The sequence below is a fragment of the Streptomyces odontotermitis genome (assembly GCF_050510915.1).
In the GTDB taxonomy this organism is placed as follows: Bacteria; Actinomycetota; Actinomycetes; order Streptomycetales; family Streptomycetaceae; genus Streptomyces.
On sequence record NZ_JBNJLS010000001.1, the window covers coordinates 188,797 to 206,394 of the forward strand.

The 17,598-nt window shown below is 71.8% G+C and carries 15 protein-coding genes; 4 read left to right on the forward strand and 11 right to left on the reverse strand.

Going from position 1 to position 17,598, the window contains the following annotated elements; all coding sequences use genetic code 11:
- Positions 1-4: 4 nt before the first annotated feature.
- The 7 genes from gap to ACQB60_RS00955 all read right to left on the reverse strand — a co-directional run bounded on the left by gap (position 5) and on the right by ACQB60_RS00955 (position 8,126).
- A complete protein-coding gene (gene gap / locus ACQB60_RS00925; RefSeq protein ID WP_496923851.1) occupies positions 5-1,015 on the reverse strand; it encodes a type I glyceraldehyde-3-phosphate dehydrogenase in 1,011 nt (336 codons plus the stop codon).
- 509 nt (positions 1,016-1,524) lie between these two features.
- On the reverse strand, positions 1,525-2,514 hold the full coding sequence (gene whiA / locus ACQB60_RS00930; protein WP_384843697.1) for a DNA-binding protein WhiA: 990 nt from the start codon (positions 2,512-2,514) through the stop codon (positions 1,525-1,527).
- Entirely contained in the window at positions 2,505-3,533 is a 1,029-nt protein-coding gene (locus ACQB60_RS00935; protein WP_496923852.1) for a gluconeogenesis factor YvcK family protein, read from the reverse strand. The genes whiA and ACQB60_RS00935 overlap by 10 nt, the downstream gene beginning before the upstream one ends.
- Positions 3,530-4,465, reverse strand: coding sequence for an RNase adapter RapZ (gene rapZ / locus ACQB60_RS00940; protein ID WP_496923853.1), 936 nt, complete (start codon positions 4,463-4,465; stop codon positions 3,530-3,532). Before rapZ ends, ACQB60_RS00935 begins: the two co-directional genes overlap by 4 nt.
- Entirely contained in the window at positions 4,462-6,537 is a 2,076-nt protein-coding gene (gene uvrC, locus ACQB60_RS00945) for an excinuclease ABC subunit UvrC (protein ID WP_496923854.1), read from the reverse strand. The genes rapZ and uvrC overlap by 4 nt, the downstream gene beginning before the upstream one ends.
- Before the next feature lie 84 nt (positions 6,538-6,621).
- The gene (locus tag ACQB60_RS00950; RefSeq protein WP_496924744.1) at positions 6,622-7,449 is read right to left on the reverse strand and encodes a hypothetical protein; all 828 of its coding nucleotides are present in this window, start codon (positions 7,447-7,449) and stop codon (positions 6,622-6,624) included.
- Between the two features lie 5 nt (positions 7,450-7,454).
- Entirely contained in the window at positions 7,455-8,126 is a 672-nt protein-coding gene (locus ACQB60_RS00955) for a C39 family peptidase (protein ID WP_496923855.1), read from the reverse strand.
- A gap of 229 nt (positions 8,127-8,355) precedes the next feature.
- On the opposite strand from ACQB60_RS00955, the gene ACQB60_RS00960 reads away from it, so the two are divergent.
- Positions 8,356-9,345, forward strand: coding sequence for a hypothetical protein (locus ACQB60_RS00960; RefSeq protein ID WP_496923856.1), 990 nt, complete (start codon positions 8,356-8,358; stop codon positions 9,343-9,345).
- Between the two features lie 80 nt (positions 9,346-9,425).
- Here ACQB60_RS00960 and ACQB60_RS00965 read toward each other — a convergent pair whose 3' ends face one another.
- The gene (locus ACQB60_RS00965; protein ID WP_496923857.1) at positions 9,426-9,848 is read right to left on the reverse strand and encodes a Rieske (2Fe-2S) protein; all 423 of its coding nucleotides are present in this window, start codon (positions 9,846-9,848) and stop codon (positions 9,426-9,428) included.
- A 212-nt stretch (positions 9,849-10,060) separates the two neighbouring features.
- Here ACQB60_RS00965 and ACQB60_RS00970 point away from each other — a divergent pair, with 212 nt between their 5' ends.
- Entirely contained in the window at positions 10,061-10,987 is a 927-nt protein-coding gene (locus ACQB60_RS00970; protein WP_496923858.1) for a carbohydrate kinase family protein, read from the forward strand.
- A 60-nt stretch (positions 10,988-11,047) separates the two neighbouring features.
- Here the strand turns inward: ACQB60_RS00970 and ACQB60_RS00975 are convergent, their stop codons facing one another.
- Positions 11,048-11,905: a helix-turn-helix domain-containing protein gene (locus ACQB60_RS00975; protein WP_496923859.1), complete on the reverse strand. Its 858-nt coding sequence runs from the start codon at positions 11,903-11,905 to the stop codon at positions 11,048-11,050.
- A gap of 101 nt (positions 11,906-12,006) precedes the next feature.
- Here ACQB60_RS00975 and ACQB60_RS00980 point away from each other — a divergent pair, with 101 nt between their 5' ends.
- Positions 12,007-12,576: a YceI family protein gene (locus ACQB60_RS00980; RefSeq protein WP_496923860.1), complete on the forward strand. Its 570-nt coding sequence runs from the start codon at positions 12,007-12,009 to the stop codon at positions 12,574-12,576.
- A 116-nt stretch (positions 12,577-12,692) separates the two neighbouring features.
- On the opposite strand, the gene ACQB60_RS00985 is transcribed toward ACQB60_RS00980, so the two are convergent.
- Entirely contained in the window at positions 12,693-13,475 is a 783-nt protein-coding gene (locus tag ACQB60_RS00985; protein ID WP_496923861.1) for a crotonase/enoyl-CoA hydratase family protein, read from the reverse strand.
- Between the two features lie 121 nt (positions 13,476-13,596).
- On the reverse strand, positions 13,597-16,641 hold the full coding sequence (gene uvrA, locus ACQB60_RS00990; RefSeq protein ID WP_496923862.1) for an excinuclease ABC subunit UvrA: 3,045 nt from the start codon (positions 16,639-16,641) through the stop codon (positions 13,597-13,599).
- Positions 16,642-16,865: 224 nt separating this feature from the next.
- On the opposite strand from uvrA, the gene ACQB60_RS00995 reads away from it, so the two are divergent.
- On the forward strand, positions 16,866-17,591 hold the full coding sequence (locus ACQB60_RS00995; RefSeq protein ID WP_496923863.1) for a maleylpyruvate isomerase family mycothiol-dependent enzyme: 726 nt from the start codon (positions 16,866-16,868) through the stop codon (positions 17,589-17,591).
- Positions 17,592-17,598: the final 7 nt, after the last annotated feature.

Below are 17,598 nucleotides of genomic sequence, written 5' to 3' on the forward strand. Positions count from 1 at the left end.
GGGCTTAGAGCTGGTTGCCGACGAAGACCGTGAGGTCGACGAGGCGGTTGGAGTAGCCCCACTCGTTGTCGTACCAGCCGAGGATCTTCACCGTCTTGCCTTCCTGGACCATGGTCAGGGAGGAGTCGAAGGTGCAGGAGGCCGGGTCGCTGACGATGTCGGACGACACGATCGGGTCCTCGGTGTAGAAGAGGATGCCCTTGAGGGCGCCGTCGTCGGCGGCCTTCTTGAACGCGGCGTTGACCTCGTCCTTGGTGACCTCGCGCTGGAGCTCCACGACCAGGTCGGTGGCCGAGCCGGTCGGGACCGGGACGCGCATCGCGATGCCGTCGAGCTTGCCCTTGAGCTGCGGCAGGACCAGGGCGGTGGCCTTGGCGGCACCGGTCGTGGTCGGGATGATGTTCTCCGCGGCGGCGCGGGCGCGGCGCAGGTCGGAGTGCGGGAAGTCCAGGATGCGCTGGTCGTTCGTGTACGCGTGGACCGTCGTCATCAGGCCCTTGACGATGCCGAAGTTCTCGTCGAGCACCTTCGCCATCGGCGCCACGCAGTTGGTGGTGCAGGAGGCGTTCGAGATGACGTGGTGGTTGGCCGCGTCGTACTGGTCCTGGTTGACGCCCATCACGATGGTGATGTCCTCTTCCTTGGCCGGAGCCGAGATGAGGACCTTCTTGGCGCCGCCGGCGATGTGCTTCGCGGCGTCGGCCTTCTTGGTGAAGATGCCGGTGGACTCGATCACGATGTCGACGCCCAGCTGACCCCACGGGATGTCGGCGGGGTTGCGCTCGGACAGCACCTTGATGGTGTGGCCGTCGACGGTGATGGTGTCCTCGGTGTGCGACACCTCGGCCTTGAGGCGGCCCAGAATGGTGTCGTACTTCAGCAGGTGCGCCGTCGTCGCGGTGTCACCCAGGTCGTTGACAGCCACGATCTCGATGTCCGCACCCTGGTCCAGCAGCGCGCGGAAGTAGTTGCGCCCGATGCGGCCAAAGCCGTTGATGCCTACGCGGATCGTCACGAACCGATCTCCTCGTTAGGTACGCCGGGTTTCGACGCCGGCGAGTTGTATGGGATGTCCCCGACCGAGTCCGACCCTACCTCTCTGCGGGCCTCGGGGTGACATCGAGAGCGCCCGGACGCGGCACCGCGGGCCGTGCCGCCGAGGCGCCGCCGGGCCTCGGGGGACCTTGGTCCCGGCTACGCAGCGTCAACACCGCGCCGGGGGCGCCTTCTTGCCCGTACGTCCGGTCCCTTCCGTATCCCGCCCGGACCTCACCCACTCCGCCCGGCACCTGCGCGAACCCCTCCCCGGACCGCCCGCCGTCACGTGCTGTGACCGTCGCACGGGGTGTCCGGAGCTCACGGTCCGTGGTCCATGTGCCCTCGAAGTCGGGACTTGTGGCCGGTGACTCCGGCAAGTCCGCGGACGTGCCGGAGCCGCCGGCGCCCGAGGGCGGCGGCGGCTCCGTGCGGTGTCCGTGGCGGGAGACGGGGCGGGCGGCGGGGCGGCCCGACGGGGTGGGCCCGTCAGACCGCGAGGTTCTCCGCCATCTCCTCGCTCAGGTTCGACTCCGTGCCCGGGATGCCGAGGTCCTGGGCGCGCTTGTCGGCCATGGCGAGCAGGCGGCGGATGCGGCCCGCGACAGCGTCCTTGGTCAGCGGCGGGTCGGCGAGGGCGCCCAGCTCCTCCAGGGACGCCTGCTTGTGCTCCATGCGCAGCCGTCCGGCGGCCGCGAGGTGCTCGGGGACCTCGTCGCCGAGGATCTCCAGGGCGCGCTGCACACGGGCGCCCGCGGCGACGGCGGCGCGGGCCGAGCGGCGCAGGTTCGCGTCGTCGAAGTTGGCGAGGCGGTTGGCGGTGGCCCGGACCTCGCGGCGCATCCGCCGCTCCTCCCAGGCGAGCACCGACTCATGGGCGCCGAGGCGGGTCAGGAGCGCGCCGATCGCGTCCCCGTCCCGGACGACGACGCGGTCCACGCCGCGCACCTCGCGGGCCTTCGCGGCGATGGAGAGGCGGCGGGCGGCGCCGACGAGCGCGAGGGCGGCCTCGGGGCCCGGGCAGGTCACCTCCAGGGAGGAGGAGCGGCCGGGCTCGGTCAGCGAGCCGTGCGCGAGGAACGCCCCGCGCCAGGCGGCCTCCGCGTCACAGGTGGCCCCCGAGACCACCTGCGGCGGCAGGCCGCGGATGGGGCGCCCGCGCCCGTCCACCAGACCGGTCTGGCGGGCGAGTTGGTCGCCGCCCGCGACGACGCGGACGACATAGCGGGAGCCGCGGCGCAGCCCGCCGGGAGCCATCACGATCAGCTCCGAGCCGTGCCCGAAGATCTCCAGGATGTCCCGCTTCAGCCGCCGCGCGGCCATCGCGGTGTCCAGCTCCGCCTCGATCACGATGCGGCCGCTCACCAGGTGAAGGCCGCCCGCGAACCGCAGGATCGCCGAGACCTCTGCCTTCCTGCAGCAGGTCCGGGTGACGGGGAGCCGGGAGATCTCGTCCTTCACCGCTGCCGTCATCGCCATGGGCCGATCCTTCCATGCATCCGAAAAATACGGTCGTACGCGGCTGCCAGGAGCTCCGGATCGTGCCTTGGAGTTCCGTCGGGCCGGGCCACCGGCGCCAGCTCGACCGTGGCGCCGAACCGCTTGGCGGCGTCGGTCAGGGATGCACGGTCGGGCACGGCGGCCTCGTCGGCCAGCACCACGTCCAGGGCGAGTTTAGGGGCGTGTCGGGCCAAAACCTCCAAATGACGCTGCGGAGAGAAGCCATCGGTTTCTCCGGGCTGCGGGGCGAGGTTGAGCGAGAGGACCCGGCGCGCCTTCGTCTCCGTCAGTGCGTCCAGGAGCTCGGGCACGAGCAGATGCGGGATGACGGAGGAGAACCAGGAGCCGGGGCCGACCACGACCCAGTCCGCGTCCAGGACGGCGGCGACCGCCTCGGGGACGGCGGGCGGGTCGTGCGGGACGACGTGCACGGACTGCACCTCGCCCGGGGTGAGGGCGACGGTGGCCTGGCCGCGGACCGTGTCCACGTCGTCCGGGCGGTCCGGGTCGTGCCCCTTGACCAGGGCCTGGAGCTCCAGGGGCACCGCCGACATGGGCAGCACCCGGCCCTGCGCGCCGAGCAGCTTGCCGACCAGGTCCAGGGCCTGGACGTGGTCGCCCAGCTGTTCCCACAGGGCGACGATCAGGAGGTTGCCGACGGCGTGCTCGTGCAGCTCGCCCTGGGACTTGAAGCGGTGCTGGATGACGCGGGCCCAGGTCTGGCCCCAGTCGTCGTCGCCGCACAGGGCCGCGAGGGCCTTGCGGAGGTCGCCGGGGGGCAGCACGCCCAGCTCGTCGCGGAGCCGTCCGCTGGAGCCACCGTCGTCGGCGACCGTCACCACGGCGGTGAGGTCGCCGGTGATGCGGCGCAGGGAGGCCAGCGAGGCGGACAGGCCCATGCCGCCGCCGAGCGCGACGACCTTGGGCTGCGCCCCGCGCTTGCGGCTGCCCAGGCGGCTGAGGCGGATCATGTTGCTGGCCCGGCGCGTGGGGCTCATTCGCGCCCCATGTCCCGGTGGACGATCACGGTCTCGACGCCCTCGGAGGCCAGGCGCGCGGCGAGCTTCTCCGACATGGCGACGGAGCGGTGCTTGCCGCCCGTGCAGCCGACCGCGATCGTCACGTACCGCTTGCCCTCGCGCCGGTAGCCGGCGGCGATGAGCTGGAGCAGCTCCGCGTACCGGTCGAGGAACTCCTTGGCGCCGGGCTGGTTGAAGACGTACGCCGCCACCTCCTCGTTGAGGCCGGTGTACTGGCGCAGCTCGGGCACCCAGTGCGGGTTGGGCAGGAAGCGCATGTCGACGACGAGGTCCGCGTCGACCGGCAGGCCGTACTTGAAGCCGAACGACATGACCGTGGCCCGCAGTTCGGGCTCCTCCTCGCCCGCGAACTGGGCGTCCATCTTGGCGCGCAGCTCGTGCACGTTCAGGCTGGAGGTGTCGATGACCAGGTCGGCGTCGCCGCGCAGCTCGCGCAGGAGCTCGCGCTCGGCCGCGATGCCGTCGACGATGCGGCCGTCGCCCTGGAGGGGGTGCGGGCGGCGCACCGACTCGAAGCGGCGCACCAGGGCGTCGTCGGAGGACTCCAGGAAGACGATCCGCCGGGTGACGTTCTTCGCCTCCAGGTCGGCGAGGGACTCGCGGAGGTTGTCGAAGAAGCGCCGGCCGCGGACGTCGACGACGACCGCGATGCGGGCGACATTGCCCTGCGAGCGGGCGCCGAGCTCCACCATGGTGGGGATCAGCGCGGGCGGCAGGTTGTCGACGACGAACCAGCCGAGGTCCTCCAGACACTTCGCGGCGGTGCTGCGCCCCGCGCCCGACATCCCGGAGATGATCACCAGCTCGGGGATCGCCGCGTCGGGGGCTCCCGGTGACTCGATGGCCGTGCCCGTACTCACTTGTTCTCCGCCTTCGCCGTGCTCGGTCATGTCTCTTGCCCCCGTCGTTCCGCTTCGGGGCCCGCGGTCGCGAGTTCCCCGTTCTCCTGCGCGGCCGCACCTGATTCGGCCGCTTCTTCTTCCATGATCTCTCCGGTCGCGGTGTTCACCGCCGGGGCCGCGGGTGCCGCCTGCGCGAAGGCCGCCACGACGGCCTCAGCGGTCTTGCGGCCCACGCCGGGGACCTCACAGATCTGGTCGATTGTCGCGGATCGGAGCTTTTTCACCGAACCGAAGTGCTTGACCAGGGTCTGCTTGCGAGCCTCGCCGAGCCCGGGCACCGAGTCGAGGGGGCTCGCCCGGAACCGCTTGGCCCGCTTGCTGCGCTGGTAGGTGATCGCGAAGCGGTGCGCCTCGTCGCGTACGCGCTGCAGCAGGTAGAGGCCCTCGCTGGTGCGCGGCAGGATCACCGGGTCGTCCTCGCCCGGCACCCAGACCTCTTCGAGGCGCTTGGCGAGGCCGCACACCGCGATGTCGTCGATGCCGAGCTCGTCCAGGGCCCGCTGGGCGGCCGCGACCTGCGGCTGCCCGCCGTCCACGACGACGAGCTGCGGCGGGTACGCGAACTTCTTGGGGCGCCCGTCCTCCTCGGTGAGGGCTTCCTTGGCCTCCGCCGCGCCCTCGGGGGACTCGGCGGACTCGGGGGACCACTCCCCTGTCCTCTCCTTGTCGGCGAGGTACCGCTTGAAGCGGCGGGTGATGACCTCGTGCATGGAGCGGACGTCGTCCTGCCCCTCGAAGCTCTTGATCTGGAAGCGGCGGTACTCGCTCTTGCGCGCGAGCCCGTCCTCGAAGACGACCATGGAGGCGACCACGTCGTCCCCCTGCAGATGCGAGATGTCGTAGCACTCGATACGGAGGGGGGCGCTGTCGAGCTCCAGGGCGGCGGCGATCTCCTCCAGGGCGCGGGAGCGCGTGGTGAGGTCGGAGGCGCGCTTCGTCTTGTGCAGGACGAGGGACTGCTGGGCGTTGCGCGCGACGGTCTCCATGAGGGCCTTCTTGTCGCCGCGCTGCGGGATGCGCAGCGAGACGTTCGACCCGCGGCGGCCGGTGAGCCACTCCTGGACCGGCGCTATCGGGTCGGGCAGCGCGGGGACGAGCACCTCCTTCGGCACGGCGTCGCCGCTCTCCTCCCCGTACAGCTGCTGGAGCGCGTGCTCCACGAGGTCTCCGGTGGTGACCGCCTCGACCTTGTCGGTGACCCAGCCGCGCTGGCCGCGCACCCGGCCGCCGCGCACGTGGAAGATCTGCACGGCCGCCTCGAGCTCGTCCTCGGCGACGGCGATGAGGTCCGCGTCCGTGGCGTCGGCGAGGACGACGGCGCTCTTCTCCATCGCCTTCTTCAGGGCGTCGATGTCGTCGCGCAGCCGGGCCGCCCGCTCGTACTCCATCTCCTCCGCGGCGTCCGTCATCTGCCGCTCCAGGCGGCGGATGAACGTGCCGGTGTGCCCCGCCATGAACTCGCAGAAGTCCTCGGCGAGTTCACGGTGGTCCTCGGGCGAGATCCGGTCCACGCAGGGAGCCGAGCACTTGCCGATGTAGCCGAGCAGGCAGGGGCGGCCGGTGCGGGCGGCGTTCTTGAACACCCCGGCGGAGCAGGTGCGGACGGGGAAGACGCGCAGCAGCAGGTCGACGGTGTCGCGGATCGCCCACGCGTGCCCGTACGGGCCGAAGTAGCGCACGCCCTTCTTCTTCTGGCCGCGCATCACCTGCACGCGCGGGAACTCCTCGTTCATCGTCACCGCGAGGTACGGATAGCTCTTGTCGTCGCGGTACTTGACGTTGAACCGGGGGTCGAACTCCTTGATCCAGGAGTACTCCAGCTGCAGCGCCTCGACCTCGGTGCTCACCACCGTCCACTCGACGGAGGCGGCGGTGGTCACCATCGAGCGCGTGCGGGGGTGCAGGCTCGCCAGGTCCTGGAAGTAGTTGGCGAGGCGCTGGCGCAGGCTCTTGGCCTTGCCGACGTAGATCACCCGGCGGTGCTCGTCGCGGAATTTGTAGACCCCCGGCGAGTCGGGGATCTGTCCCGGCTTGGGGCGGTAACTGGAGGGGTCTGCCATGCGGGACAGCCTACTGGCGGCCGCTGACAGGGCGGGGCCCGCCGGGGCCCCGCCCTGTTTCCCTCCCCTTCCTCGGCCGGTTCCTCAGCCGAGGCGGCGCGAGCGGCGCCGGACCACCGCGATCCCGGAGAGGCCGAGGGCAACGGCCGCCCCCACTCCGGCCACGGCGGAGACGACGGTCAGCGGTCCGTCGGCGGACGTCCCGGTGGACGAGGCCGACTCGCTCCCGCTCGGCCGGGCGCCGAAGCCGCCCGCCTTGCCGGACTTCGCGTAGCCCGAGCCGGGCAGCTTGTCGCCGTACTCCTTGTGGACCCGCTTCTGGTAGGCGGCGACCGACGTCCCGCGCGCGCCGATCGCGCGCACCGCGTCCGCGTCCAGGGGCAGCACGCGCGTGCGTGCCTGCACGTACCAGGCGTTGATCTGCGGCTCGTGGAAGACGGTGCCTCCGGGGAGCTTCTTGGCGCCCGCGCGCGCGTAGCGCGTCTCGTCGTCGCCGGTGGCGATGTTGACGACCTTCCAGGAGGTGCCCTGCTTCGCGGTCCACAGGGAGGCCCGCTGCCCGTCCGCCGAGACGGCCTCGCTGGCGAGGAACTGCAGCCGGCCCACGGGCGCGTCCTTCTTGCCCGCGACGAACTCCGGCGAGAGGTAGTACACGGGCACGGCCGCGCCCTCCACGCGCGGGTGGGCCGCCTTCTTGCTGACGGCTCCGTCGCGGGCGAAGAAGCGGGACAGGGTGTCGAGGGTCGCGGGCGCCGTCGCCGCCTCGTGCGCGGCGCTGCGGTTGGCGGCCGAGGGGGCGGTGGGCCGGGCGGGCTCGGCGTGCGCGTACGGCGCCGCGAGGCCCAGCAGGAGCGTGGCCGCGGAACCGGCCAGCCCGGCCTTCAGGAGGGTGTGCGGAAGCCTTCTGGTCATCGCGCTCACGCCCCGATCCCGTAGAGAGAGTGGGTCCAGGAGAAGGTGTTGTTGTCGACGTACCAGGCGTGCGAGGCCCAGTTGTAGCGGTCGTTGGAGGGCCACGGATCACCCCAGTACACCCAGCTGTTGGCGTCGTCGTAGCCGTAGAGGACGTGCATGTGGCCGCCGCCGTTGGACCACTGGATGCGGGTCTCGACCGGGCGGCCCGCGTCGATCTCGGACTTCACGGTGGAGTAGCGCAGCCAGCCGCTGACGTACCTGCCGGGGTTGATGCCCGCCCAGTCGAGGCCGTCCTGCACATTGCCGAGCGTGGCCTGGTTGTTGGGGCAGGTGCTGCCCTGCTGGCGGCCGAACGCGGCGTTGCAGAACTGGTTCTGGCTGTAGTTCTTGCCGAGGAAGGTGGCGATGGTGTTGCCGGCCGCGGCCCAGCACCAGTTGGTCTTCTGCTGGGCCTGCATGGTGATGTTGAGTCGCTTGGCGGCGAGGGCGCCCACGTCCGAACTGCCGGTCGTCGTGGACGTCGTGGACGCCGTGGGCATGGCGGCCGCGGCGGGGGCGTGGGCCGGGGCGGCGGTCGCGGTGGCGGTGGCGGGTGCCACGAAGAGGGCCGTCGCGACGGCGGCGACCGCGGACAGGCGTCTCAGCCTGCTGGTGCTGCTGGTTCTGTGGCGCATCGCGTTCCTCCCGAGGGGGGTGGGGAGTGGTGGAGGAGCGCGTCCGGACGCTGCGATTGAGCATCGAGTGTTGTCGGGAGCAGGTCAACACGCTTCAATGCGGGATGACTTGGGCCGTGAACGGCGGCGTACGGATGTGAACGGGGGCCGTACTCCCACCTGGTGGCCCGCTCCGACCGGCGAGAACGCGCGGACGGCCGAAGTGAACGTTCACAGAGGGAGCACTGCAGTGCGGAACGGCACACAGCTCGCGGACGGCGCACCGACGGAGCGGGACAGCACCGCGCCCGGCGCGCGCGGCAGCTCCCCCGACCTGGAGGCCGCCCTGCGGACCGGCCCCTTCCACATCGCCCTGCGCACCGCGATCGCCGCCCGCCGCCTCCCCCTGCAGCGGGTGCGCCACCACCTCGCGCGCCACGGCGTCAACGTCGGCGTCACGAGCCTCAGTTACTGGCAGCAGGGCGCCCGCCGCCCCCAGCGGCCCGAGTCACTGCGGGCCGTGCGCGCCCTGGAGGAGATACTCCGGCTCCCCGAGGAGTCCCTGATCCGGCTGCTCGCCCAGCCCGCGGAGCGCGCCGACCGGGAGCGCCCGGCGGCCCGTTCGTACCGCTCCCTGGTGGAGGCGTCCGACGTCCTGCAGTCGCTGCTCGCGGAGCTCGGCTCGCCGCTCGACGGCGGCCTGCACACCATCGGCCACCACGAGCGCGTCCGCATCGGGCAGGGCCGCGAACTCCTCGGCCGCGACTCGCAGCACGTGGTCCGCGCCCACAAGGACGACATCGACCGCTACCTGGCCATCCACCACGGCGACCCGGGCTGCGACCCCGAGCGGATGACCGTACGGGCCCTGGAGAACTGCCGTACGGGGCGGGTGCGCTGGCATCGGGCGACGGGTGTGCTCGTCGCGGAGCTCCTCTTCGACGCCCGGCTGCGCGCGGGCGACACCCACCTGTTCCGCTACGGCTTCGAGGACGGCACGGCGGGGGTGAGCTCCGAGTACCAGCGGGGCTTCAGCTTCGCGGGCGGCCAGTACGCGCTCCAGATCCGCTTCGCCGAGCAGGCCCTGCCGGTGCGCTGCCACCGCTTCACCCAGCACTCGGCGGCCGCTCCGCGCGGCGGCGTCCGGGAGTTGACGCTCAGCGGCAGCCACCGCTCGGTGCACCTCGTGGAGCCGCAGGTGCGAGCCGGGATCGTGGGGATCGGCTGGGACTGGGAGTGACGCGGGCGGCCGTCAGGCCCCCCGGCCTCGCGTCGCCAGGCCCCCGGCCTCGCGTCGTCAGGCCCCCCGGACTTGGATCGTCAGGCCCCGGGCCCCGCGATGATCTTGCCCTTCTCGACCTTGACCGGGAGCTCCTGCAGCGGCGCGGTCGCCGGGTCGTGCAGCACCTTGCCGCTGGTGGCGTCGAACTGGCTGCCGTGGCAGGGGCAGATGAGCTTGTGCCCCTCCAGCTTGTTGATGGGGCACTTGGCGTGGGTGCAGATCGTGCTGAACGCCTTGTACTCGTTCTCCGCGATCCGGCTGACCACCACGTTCTCGTCGGTGTAGAGCTTCGAGGCGCCCACCGCCACCTCGTCCTGCTTGCCCAGGTCCACCGGAGCGGTCGGCGCCGACCGGTTGCCGCCGCCGTCGTCGGACGAGCAGGCGGTGAGCCCGATCCCGGCAGCCGGGACGAGGGCGGCCGCACGCAGCACGGAACGGCGGGCGGGGGGCGTGCCGGGCATGGTGTCTCCACAGGTCAGCGGGGCAACAGTGACGGAAGTGACCATACCGGTGCGAGGGGTGCGGCCCGGGTGGGGCACGAGCGTGCCCGAGTGACGCCCGTGTCCGCCCTTACGGGCACGGGAGCCCTAGGGTCTGACGGAGAGTCCGGGCCGCGGCCCGGGGCCTGCCCGAGAGCAGCACTCGCACCGCCACGGAGCCGGAGGAACGTGCCGTGATAGTCGTCGCCGGAGAGGCCCTGATCGACCTGGTGCCGCACGGGGAGCCGGAAGGCACCGGCCCCGGCGGGCTGCCCGCGCTCGCGCCGCGGCTCGGCGGGGGTCCGTTCAACACCGCGGTGGCGCTCGGCCGCCTCGGCGCTCCCGTCGCGTTCGTCTCGCGGGTCTCCCGGGACGGGTTCGGGGAGGCGCTGCTCGGGGGCCTGCGCACGGCGGGAGTCGACGTGTCGTACGTGCAGCGGGGCGCCGAACCGACGACGCTCGCCGTGGCCTCGATCGGCGCGGACGGCTCGGCCGGGTACTCCTTCTACGTCGAGGGCACCGCCGACCGGCTCTTCGAAGTGCCCGGGCAACTTCCGCGCGAGATACGGGCGATGTCGTTCGGGACCTGCTCCCTCGTCCTGGAGCCGGGCGCGAGCGCGTACGAGGAACTGCTGCGCGCCCAGGCCGCACGCGGCGTCTTCACGGCGCTCGACCCCAACATCCGGGCGGTGCTCATCCCGGACGCGGACGCCTACCGGGCCCGCTTCAAGAGCTGGCTGCCGTCGGTGTCGCTGCTCAAGCTGTCGCAGGAGGACGCCGACTGGCTCGGCGGGAGCCCGCAGGAGTGGCTGGCGGCGGGGCCCGCGGCCGTGGTGGTGACGCGGGGCGGCGCGGGACTCTCGGTGCACACGCGCGCGTGCGGGGAGGTACGGGTGCCGGGTGAGCAGGTCGCCGTGGTCGACACGATCGGCGCGGGCGACACCGTCAACGCGGCACTGCTGCACGGGCTCTCGGCCCGGGACGCGCTGTCGGCCGAGGCCGTGGAGGCCCTGTCCGGCGACGCCTGGGCCGAAGTGCTGCGGTTCGCGGCGCGCGCGGCGGCGGTCACGTGTTCCCGGGCGGGCGCCGAGCCGCCGTACGCGCGGGAGTTGGGGCTCTGAGGGGCGCCTCCCCCAGGGTGGCTCCCCCAAGGCGCTTCCCCTCGGGGCGGCTCCGGTCGGTCAGCCCGACACCGCGCGCAGGCCGCCCGGCTTGCGGCCGTCGAGCCGGTCGAGGGCCGCGGCCGTGGCGTCGTCGTCCGGCAGGTACACGACGAGGCGCTGCTGGTCGCTCTCCGCCAGCGTCAGGGTCTCGTACGCCAGGCAGAGGCCGCCCGCCTCGGGGTGGTGCAGACGATCGACCCCGGTGCGCCGGGGCAGCCGGGGCGCGCTCTTGAGGCGCTCGGCGAACGGGCAGCCCGCCATGACCGTCAACTCGTCGATGAACCCCTTGACATGGGGGTCGGCGGGCGGGGACTCGGTGCGCAGGTAGGCAAATTGCTCGTCCGCCACGCGGTCCCAGTCGGGGTAGGCGTGCCGGGCGCGGGCGTCGGTGAAGACGAACCGGACGAGGTTGGGTTCGTGCTCGTCGAGCAGGCCGAGGGGGCGCACGATCCGCTCGTAGCCGGTGGTGTGCGCGAGGACGTCGCCGAGGCGGTTGAGCAGGACGGCGGGGGCGGGCTCCAGTCGGTCGAGGAGGGCGCGCACCGTGGGGCGGACCGTGCGGGTCGGCTCGGGCGCTCCGGCGCAGCAGATGGCGTCGGCTCCGTGGGCCTTCTCCAGTCGGTGCAGGTGGATGCGCTCGTCCAGGGTCAGGCGCAGCGCGTCGGCGAGAGCGCCGAGGACGGGGGACGAGGGGTGGCGGTCGCGGCCCTGTTCGAGCCGGGTGAGGTACTCGACGCTGATTCCGGCGAGGGTGGCGACCTCGGAGCGGCGCAGCCCGGGGGTGCGGCGGCGGGGTCCGGTGGGCAGGCCGACCTCCGTGGGTGTGACGGCTTCGCGCCGGGCGCGCAGGAACAGTCCCAACTCGTTGTCGCTCACCGTTCGAACGTATCAGCAGGTTTCACGCGGAGGGTGGCCCTGTCACTACCAGTCTCGGCCCGGCCTTCCTCGTGCCGTCGCGGCGCCGCAGAGTGGTCGGCATGACTACTGAGACCGGAACGCCGTCCACCGCCCCCGCCCAACTGCCGCTGCCCGCGGGCCGCTGGGAGTACGACCCGCTGCACTCCGCCGTGAACTTCTCCATCCGCCACCTGGGCATCTCGAAGGTGCGGGGCCGCTTCACCGAGGCGACGGCCGAGCTGGTGGTGGGCGAGACGGCCGAGACGACGACGGTCGGCGCGACCATCGCCCTGGCCTCGATCGACACCGCCAACGCGGACCGGGACGCGCATGTGCGCGCCTCCGACCTGCTGGATGTGGAGAAGCGCCCGACGATGACGTTCCGCTCGACGCGGGTGGCGGGTGCGGGTGAGGAGTGGACGATGGCGGGCGAGCTGACCATCGGCGAGGTGACCCGTCCGGTGTCGCTCGCCGTGGAGTTCGGCGGCCTGCAGAACTTCCCCGGCGACGAGCGCCGCCGGGCCGGTTTCGAGGCGAACGGCGAGATCCGGCGCAGCGAGTTCGGGCTCGACTTCGCGCCCGGACTGCTCGGCGAGGTCGTGAAGATCCAGCTGGACATGCAGTTCGTGGAGCCCGCGAAGGCCGAGTAGAGGGCCCATTGACGGGCTCGCCACTGTCGGGTTCACCGCTGACGGTTCGCCGCCATCGGGGTTCGCCGCTGACGGGAGTCGTCGCTGACGGGAGTCGTCGCTGACGGGCTTCCTCGCTATCGGGGTTCTTCGAAGGCGCCGTGCCGGCCCGCGCCCGACGCGAATCTCGCCGCCCCGTCGGCGGCTTCCTTGAGCGACCGCAGCCCGTGCGTCAACTCGCCTGCCAGGGCGGCCCCTTCGGAGAGGCCGCCCTGTTCGCGTACGGAGAGCCGGTCCTCTCGCAGGCAGGTCTGCGGGAACGCGGCGAGCTGGGCGGCCAGTTCCTCGGCCGCCGCGCGTGCGGTGCCGTTCGGCACGACCCGGTTGACCAGGCCCATGCCGAGCGCCTCGGCGGCGGCCACCGGGCGACCGGTGAGGATGAGGTCCATGGCGTGCGACTCGCCGATGAGGCGGGGCAGCCGCACCGTGCCGCCGTCGATGAGCGGGACGCCCCAGCGGCGGCAGAAGACGCCGAGCACGGCGTCGTCCTCGGCGACGCGCAGGTCGCACCAGAGGGCGAGTTCGAGGCCGCCCGCGACGGCGTGCCCGGAGATGGCCGCGATGACCGGCTTGGACAGCCGCATCCTGGTGGGCCCCATCGGCCCGTCCCCGGCCGCCGGGCCCTCGACCTGCGTGATCTCGTTGCTGTCCGGGGTCGCCATGGCCTTCAGGTCGGCGCCCGCGCAGAACGTGCCGCCCTCGCCCCACAGGACGGCGACGGAGGCGTCCGGGTCGGCCTCGAAGTCCCGGAAAGCACCGGCGAGGGCCCGCGCGGTGGGCCCGTCGACGGCGTTGCGCACCTCGGGGCGGGACAGCACGACGGTGGTGACGGGTCCTTGGCGTTCGCTGCGTACGGGCATGCGGACCAGACGACCACGCCCCGCCCTCATGGACAAGACGTCCACGGGGGCGGGGCGTTGGCGATTCGTCCGTGCCGCTCAGCCGGCTCAGCTGCTCGGCCCGACGGCTCGGTCCTGCGGCTCAGCTCTTCCGCGCGCGGGTCGCCTTCTTGGCGGGCGCCGCCTTCTTCGTGGCGGTCACCTTCTTCGTCGCCGTCTTCCTCGCGGGGGCCTTCTCCGCCGCCGTCACCTTCTTCGCGGGTGCCTTCTTGGCGGCTGCCTTCTTCGTGGCCGTCTTCTTCGTGGCCGTCTTGCGCGCCTGGGCGGGCACCGCGTCGCTGATGCGGTCGGCCGCGAGGATGTCCCTGAGGAACTTGCCGGTGTGGCTGGTCGGGACCCCGGCGACCTCTTCGGGGCTGCCCTCGGCGATGACCAGGCCGCCGCCGCTGCCGCCCTCGGGGCCCATGTCGACGACCCAGTCCGCGGTCTTGATGACGTCGAGGTTGTGCTCGATGACGATGACCGTGTTGCCCTTGTCCACGAGGCCGGAGAGGACGGCGATGAGCTTGCTGATGTCCTCGAAGTGCAGGCCGGTGGTGGGCTCGTCCAGGACGTAGACGGTGCGGCCCGTGGAGCGCTTCTGCAGCTCGCTCGCCAGCTTCACGCGCTGGGCCTCGCCGCCGGAGAGCGTCGGCGCGGACTGACCGAGGCGGACGTAGCCCAGGCCGACGTCGTTGAGCGTCTTCAGGTGGCGGGCGATCGCGGGCACCGCCTCGAAGAAGCCGAGGGCCTCCTCGATGGGCATGTCGAGCACCTCGGCGATGGACTTGCCCTTGTAGTGCACGTCCAGCGTCTCGCGGTTGTAGCGGGCGCCGTGGCAGACCTCGCACGGGACGTACACGTCCGGCAGGAAGTTCATCTCGATCTTGATGGTGCCGTCACCGGAGCAGTTCTCGCAGCGGCCGCCCTTGACGTTGAAGGAGAAGCGTCCGGGGAGGTAGCCCCGCACCTTCGCCTCCGTCGTCTCCGCGAAGAGCTTGCGGACGTGGTCGAAGACTCCGGTGTACGTCGCCGGGTTCGACCGCGGGGTGCGGCCGATGGGCGACTGGTCCACGTGCACGACCTTGTCGACGAGGTCGTCGCCGTCCACGCGCGTGTGCCGCCCGGGGACGTTCCTCGCGCCGTTCAGCTCGCGGGCCAGGTGGGTGTACAGGATGTCGTTGACCAGCGTCGACTTGCCGGATCCCGAGACACCCGTGACGGCCGTGAGGACGCCGAGCGGGAAGGAGACGTCGATGTCCTGGAGGTTGTTCTCGCGCGCCCCGTGCACCGTGAGCCGACGCGAGGGGTCGGCGGGACGGCGTACGTCCGGGACCGGGATGGCCTTGCGGCCCGACAAGTAGGCGCCGGTCATGGACTGTTGGTTGCCGAGCAGCTCCTTCAGGGAGCCGCTGTGCACGACCTTGCCGCCGTGCTCACCGGCGCCGGGGCCGATGTCGACGACCCAGTCCGCCACCTTGATGGTGTCCTCGTCGTGCTCGACGACGATGAGGGTGTTGCCCATGTCGCGCAGCCGGACGAGGGTCTCGATGAGGCGGTGGTTGTCGCGCTGGTGGAGGCCGATCGACGGCTCGTCCAGGACGTAGAGCACGCCGACGAGGCCGGAGCCGATCTGGGTGGCCAGGCGGATGCGCTGGGCCTCGCCTCCGGAGAGGGTGCCCGCCGCGCGGTTCAGCGAGAGGTAGTCCAGGCCGACGTCGACGAGGAAGCGCAGCCGCTCGTTGACCTCCTTGAGGACGCGCTCGGCGATCTTCTTGTCGCGGGCGCCCAGCTTGAGCTCGGCCAGGAAGTCCGCGCAGTCGCTGATCGACATCGCGGAGACCTCGGCGATGGACTTCCCCATGACCGAGACGGCCAGGACGATCGGCTTGAGGCGCGTGCCCTCACAGGTGGGGCAGGGCACCTCGCGCATGTAGCCCTCGAAGCGCTCGCGGCTCGCATCGCTCTCGGCCTCGCTGTGGCGCCGCTTCACGAAGGGGACGGCGCCCTCGAAGGCCGTGGTGTACACGCGCTCGCGGCCGTACCTGTTGCGGTAGCGCACCTCGATCTGGGTCTTGTGGCCGTGCAGGAGGGCCTTCTTGGCGCGCTGCGGGAGGCCGGCCCAGGGCATGTCGGTGGAGAAGCCGAGGGCGTCGGCGAGGGCTCCGACGAGGCGGCCGAAGTAGTCCTTCGTATGACCGTGCGACCACGGGTGGATGGCGCCCTCGTCGAGCGACTTGTCCTCGTCCGGGACGATCAGCTCGGGGTCGACCTCCATGCGCGTGCCGATGCCGGTGCAGTCGGGGCAGGCGCCGAAGGGCGAGTTGAAGGAGAAGGAGCGGGGCTCGAGCTCTTCGAAGGACAGGTCGTCGTACGGGCAGTAGAGGTGCTCCGAGTACATGCGCTCGCGCTCGGGGTCGTCCTCCGGGAGGTCGACGAAGTCGAGCACGACCATGCCGCCGGAGAGACCGAGGGCCGTCTCCACGGAGTCGGTGAGGCGGCGCTTGGCGCCCTCCTTCACCGTGAGGCGGTCGACGACCACCTCGATGGTGTGCTTCTCCTGCTTCTTGAGCGTGGGCGGCTCGGAGAGCTGGATCGTGGCGCCGTCCACCCGCGCGCGGGAGTAGCCCTTGGTCTGGAGGTCGGCGAAGAGGTCGACGAACTCGCCCTTGCGCTCGCGCACCAGCGGCGAGAGGACCTGGAAGCGGCTGCCCTCGGGAAGCTCGAGCACCTTGTCGACGATGGCCTGGGGCGACTGGCGCGCGATGGGGCGGCCGCACTGGGGGCAGTGCGGCTTGCCGATGCGGGCGAAGAGCAGCCGGAGGTAGTCGTAGACCTCGGTGATGGTGCCGACCGTCGAGCGCGGGTTGCGCGAGGTCGACTTCTGGTCGATGGAGACCGCCGGGGAGAGGCCCTCGATGAAGTCCACATCGGGCTTGTCCATCTGGCCGAGGAACTGGCGGGCGTACGAGGACAGGGACTCCACGTACCGGCGCTGGCCCTCGGCGAAGATCGTGTCGAACGCGAGCGAGGACTTTCCGGATCCGGACAGACCGGTGAAGACGATGAGCGAGTCACGCGGGAGGTCGAGCGAGACGTTCTTGAGATTGTGCTCGCGCGCGCCACGGACGATGAGACGGTCGGCCACGCCGGTCCGCACCTTTCTTGAGGGAGGTGACAGAGGCACGGAGCCCCCATCGCTCAAAGAGTAGGGGGAGCCACTGACAACGCCGGTCGGATTCCCTGGTTGGTAACAAACCCCGCCTGCCAAGAATGCCCGACGCCTCGGCCGAGCTTATAGCACGGGCTTTCGATTTACGGGACCGATCCGCCACCTTCACCCGAAGGTGTGGCGGGGCTATCGTCAGGGCCATGATCGATCATGCGCATGACCTGGCGTCTGTACGTGACGCGACCGACCGGCTGCTCGCCGCAGCCGCCAAACTGGACAACGCCTCGGTGGCCGAGCCGTCACGGCTGCCGGGCTGGACGCGCGGCCACGTCCTGGCCCACCTGGCGCGCAACGCGGACGCGCTCGTCAACGTCCTCACCGGGCGGCCCATGTATGTGAGCGCCGAGGCGCGGGACGCGGACATCGAGCGGGACGCGCCGCGAGGGCCGGCGGAGCAGCTGGCGGACATCCGGGAGAGCGCGGAGCGCTTCGCCGCGCAGGGGGCGGAGCCCGCGGACTGGTCCCGCACCGTCGAGCTGCGCAACGGGATCACGGACTCGGCGTCCAACGTGCCCTTCCGGCGCTGGATCGAGGTGGAGCTGCACCACGTGGACCTCGGCATCGGGTACGAGCTGGAGGATCTGTCGGCGGAGTTCACCCAGCGGGAGATCAACTTCCTCGCCGCCCGGTTCCGGAACGCCCCCGGTCTGCCCGCGATCGCGATCAGGCAGGACGACGGCCGGACGCTCTTCACAGGCGCCGTCGAGAGCGTCACGCCGGAGCAGATCGAGAGCGGCCACAAGCACACCTGGGACATCACCGTGAGCGGCCACCAGGCCGACCTCCTCGGCTGGCTCGCAGGCCGCCGTGACGGCTCCGCCCTCACCCCCGAAGGCGGCCCCCTGCCCTCCCTGCCCCCGCTATAGGCTGCCT

What these genes read in the sequence shown, in the direction of transcription:
- whiA (WP_384843697.1), bottom strand. Translation starts at nt 2,514, where the DNA reads ATGGCGATGACGGCAGCGGTGAAGGACGAGATCTCCCGGCTCCCCGTC.
- ACQB60_RS00935 (WP_496923852.1), bottom strand. Translation starts at nt 3,533, where the DNA reads ATGAGCCCCACGCGCCGGGCCAGCAACATGATCCGCCTCAGCCGCCTG.
- rapZ (WP_496923853.1), bottom strand. Translation starts at nt 4,465, where the DNA reads ATGACCGAGCACGGCGAAGGCGGAGAACAAGTGAGTACGGGCACGGCC.
- uvrC (WP_496923854.1), bottom strand. Translation starts at nt 6,537, where the DNA reads ATGGCAGACCCCTCCAGTTACCGCCCCAAGCCGGGACAGATCCCCGAC.
- ACQB60_RS00950 (WP_496924744.1), bottom strand. Translation starts at nt 7,449, where the DNA reads ATGACCAGAAGGCTTCCGCACACCCTCCTGAAGGCCGGGCTGGCCGGT.
- ACQB60_RS00955 (WP_496923855.1), bottom strand. Translation starts at nt 8,126, where the DNA reads ATGCGCCACAGAACCAGCAGCACCAGCAGGCTGAGACGCCTGTCCGCG.
- ACQB60_RS00965 (WP_496923857.1), bottom strand. Translation starts at nt 9,848, where the DNA reads ATGCCCGGCACGCCCCCCGCCCGCCGTTCCGTGCTGCGTGCGGCCGCC.
- ACQB60_RS00980 (WP_496923860.1), top strand. Translation starts at nt 12,007, where the DNA reads ATGACTACTGAGACCGGAACGCCGTCCACCGCCCCCGCCCAACTGCCG.
- ACQB60_RS00985 (WP_496923861.1), bottom strand. Translation starts at nt 13,475, where the DNA reads ATGCCCGTACGCAGCGAACGCCAAGGACCCGTCACCACCGTCGTGCTG.
- ACQB60_RS00995 (WP_496923863.1), top strand. Translation starts at nt 16,866, where the DNA reads ATGATCGATCATGCGCATGACCTGGCGTCTGTACGTGACGCGACCGAC.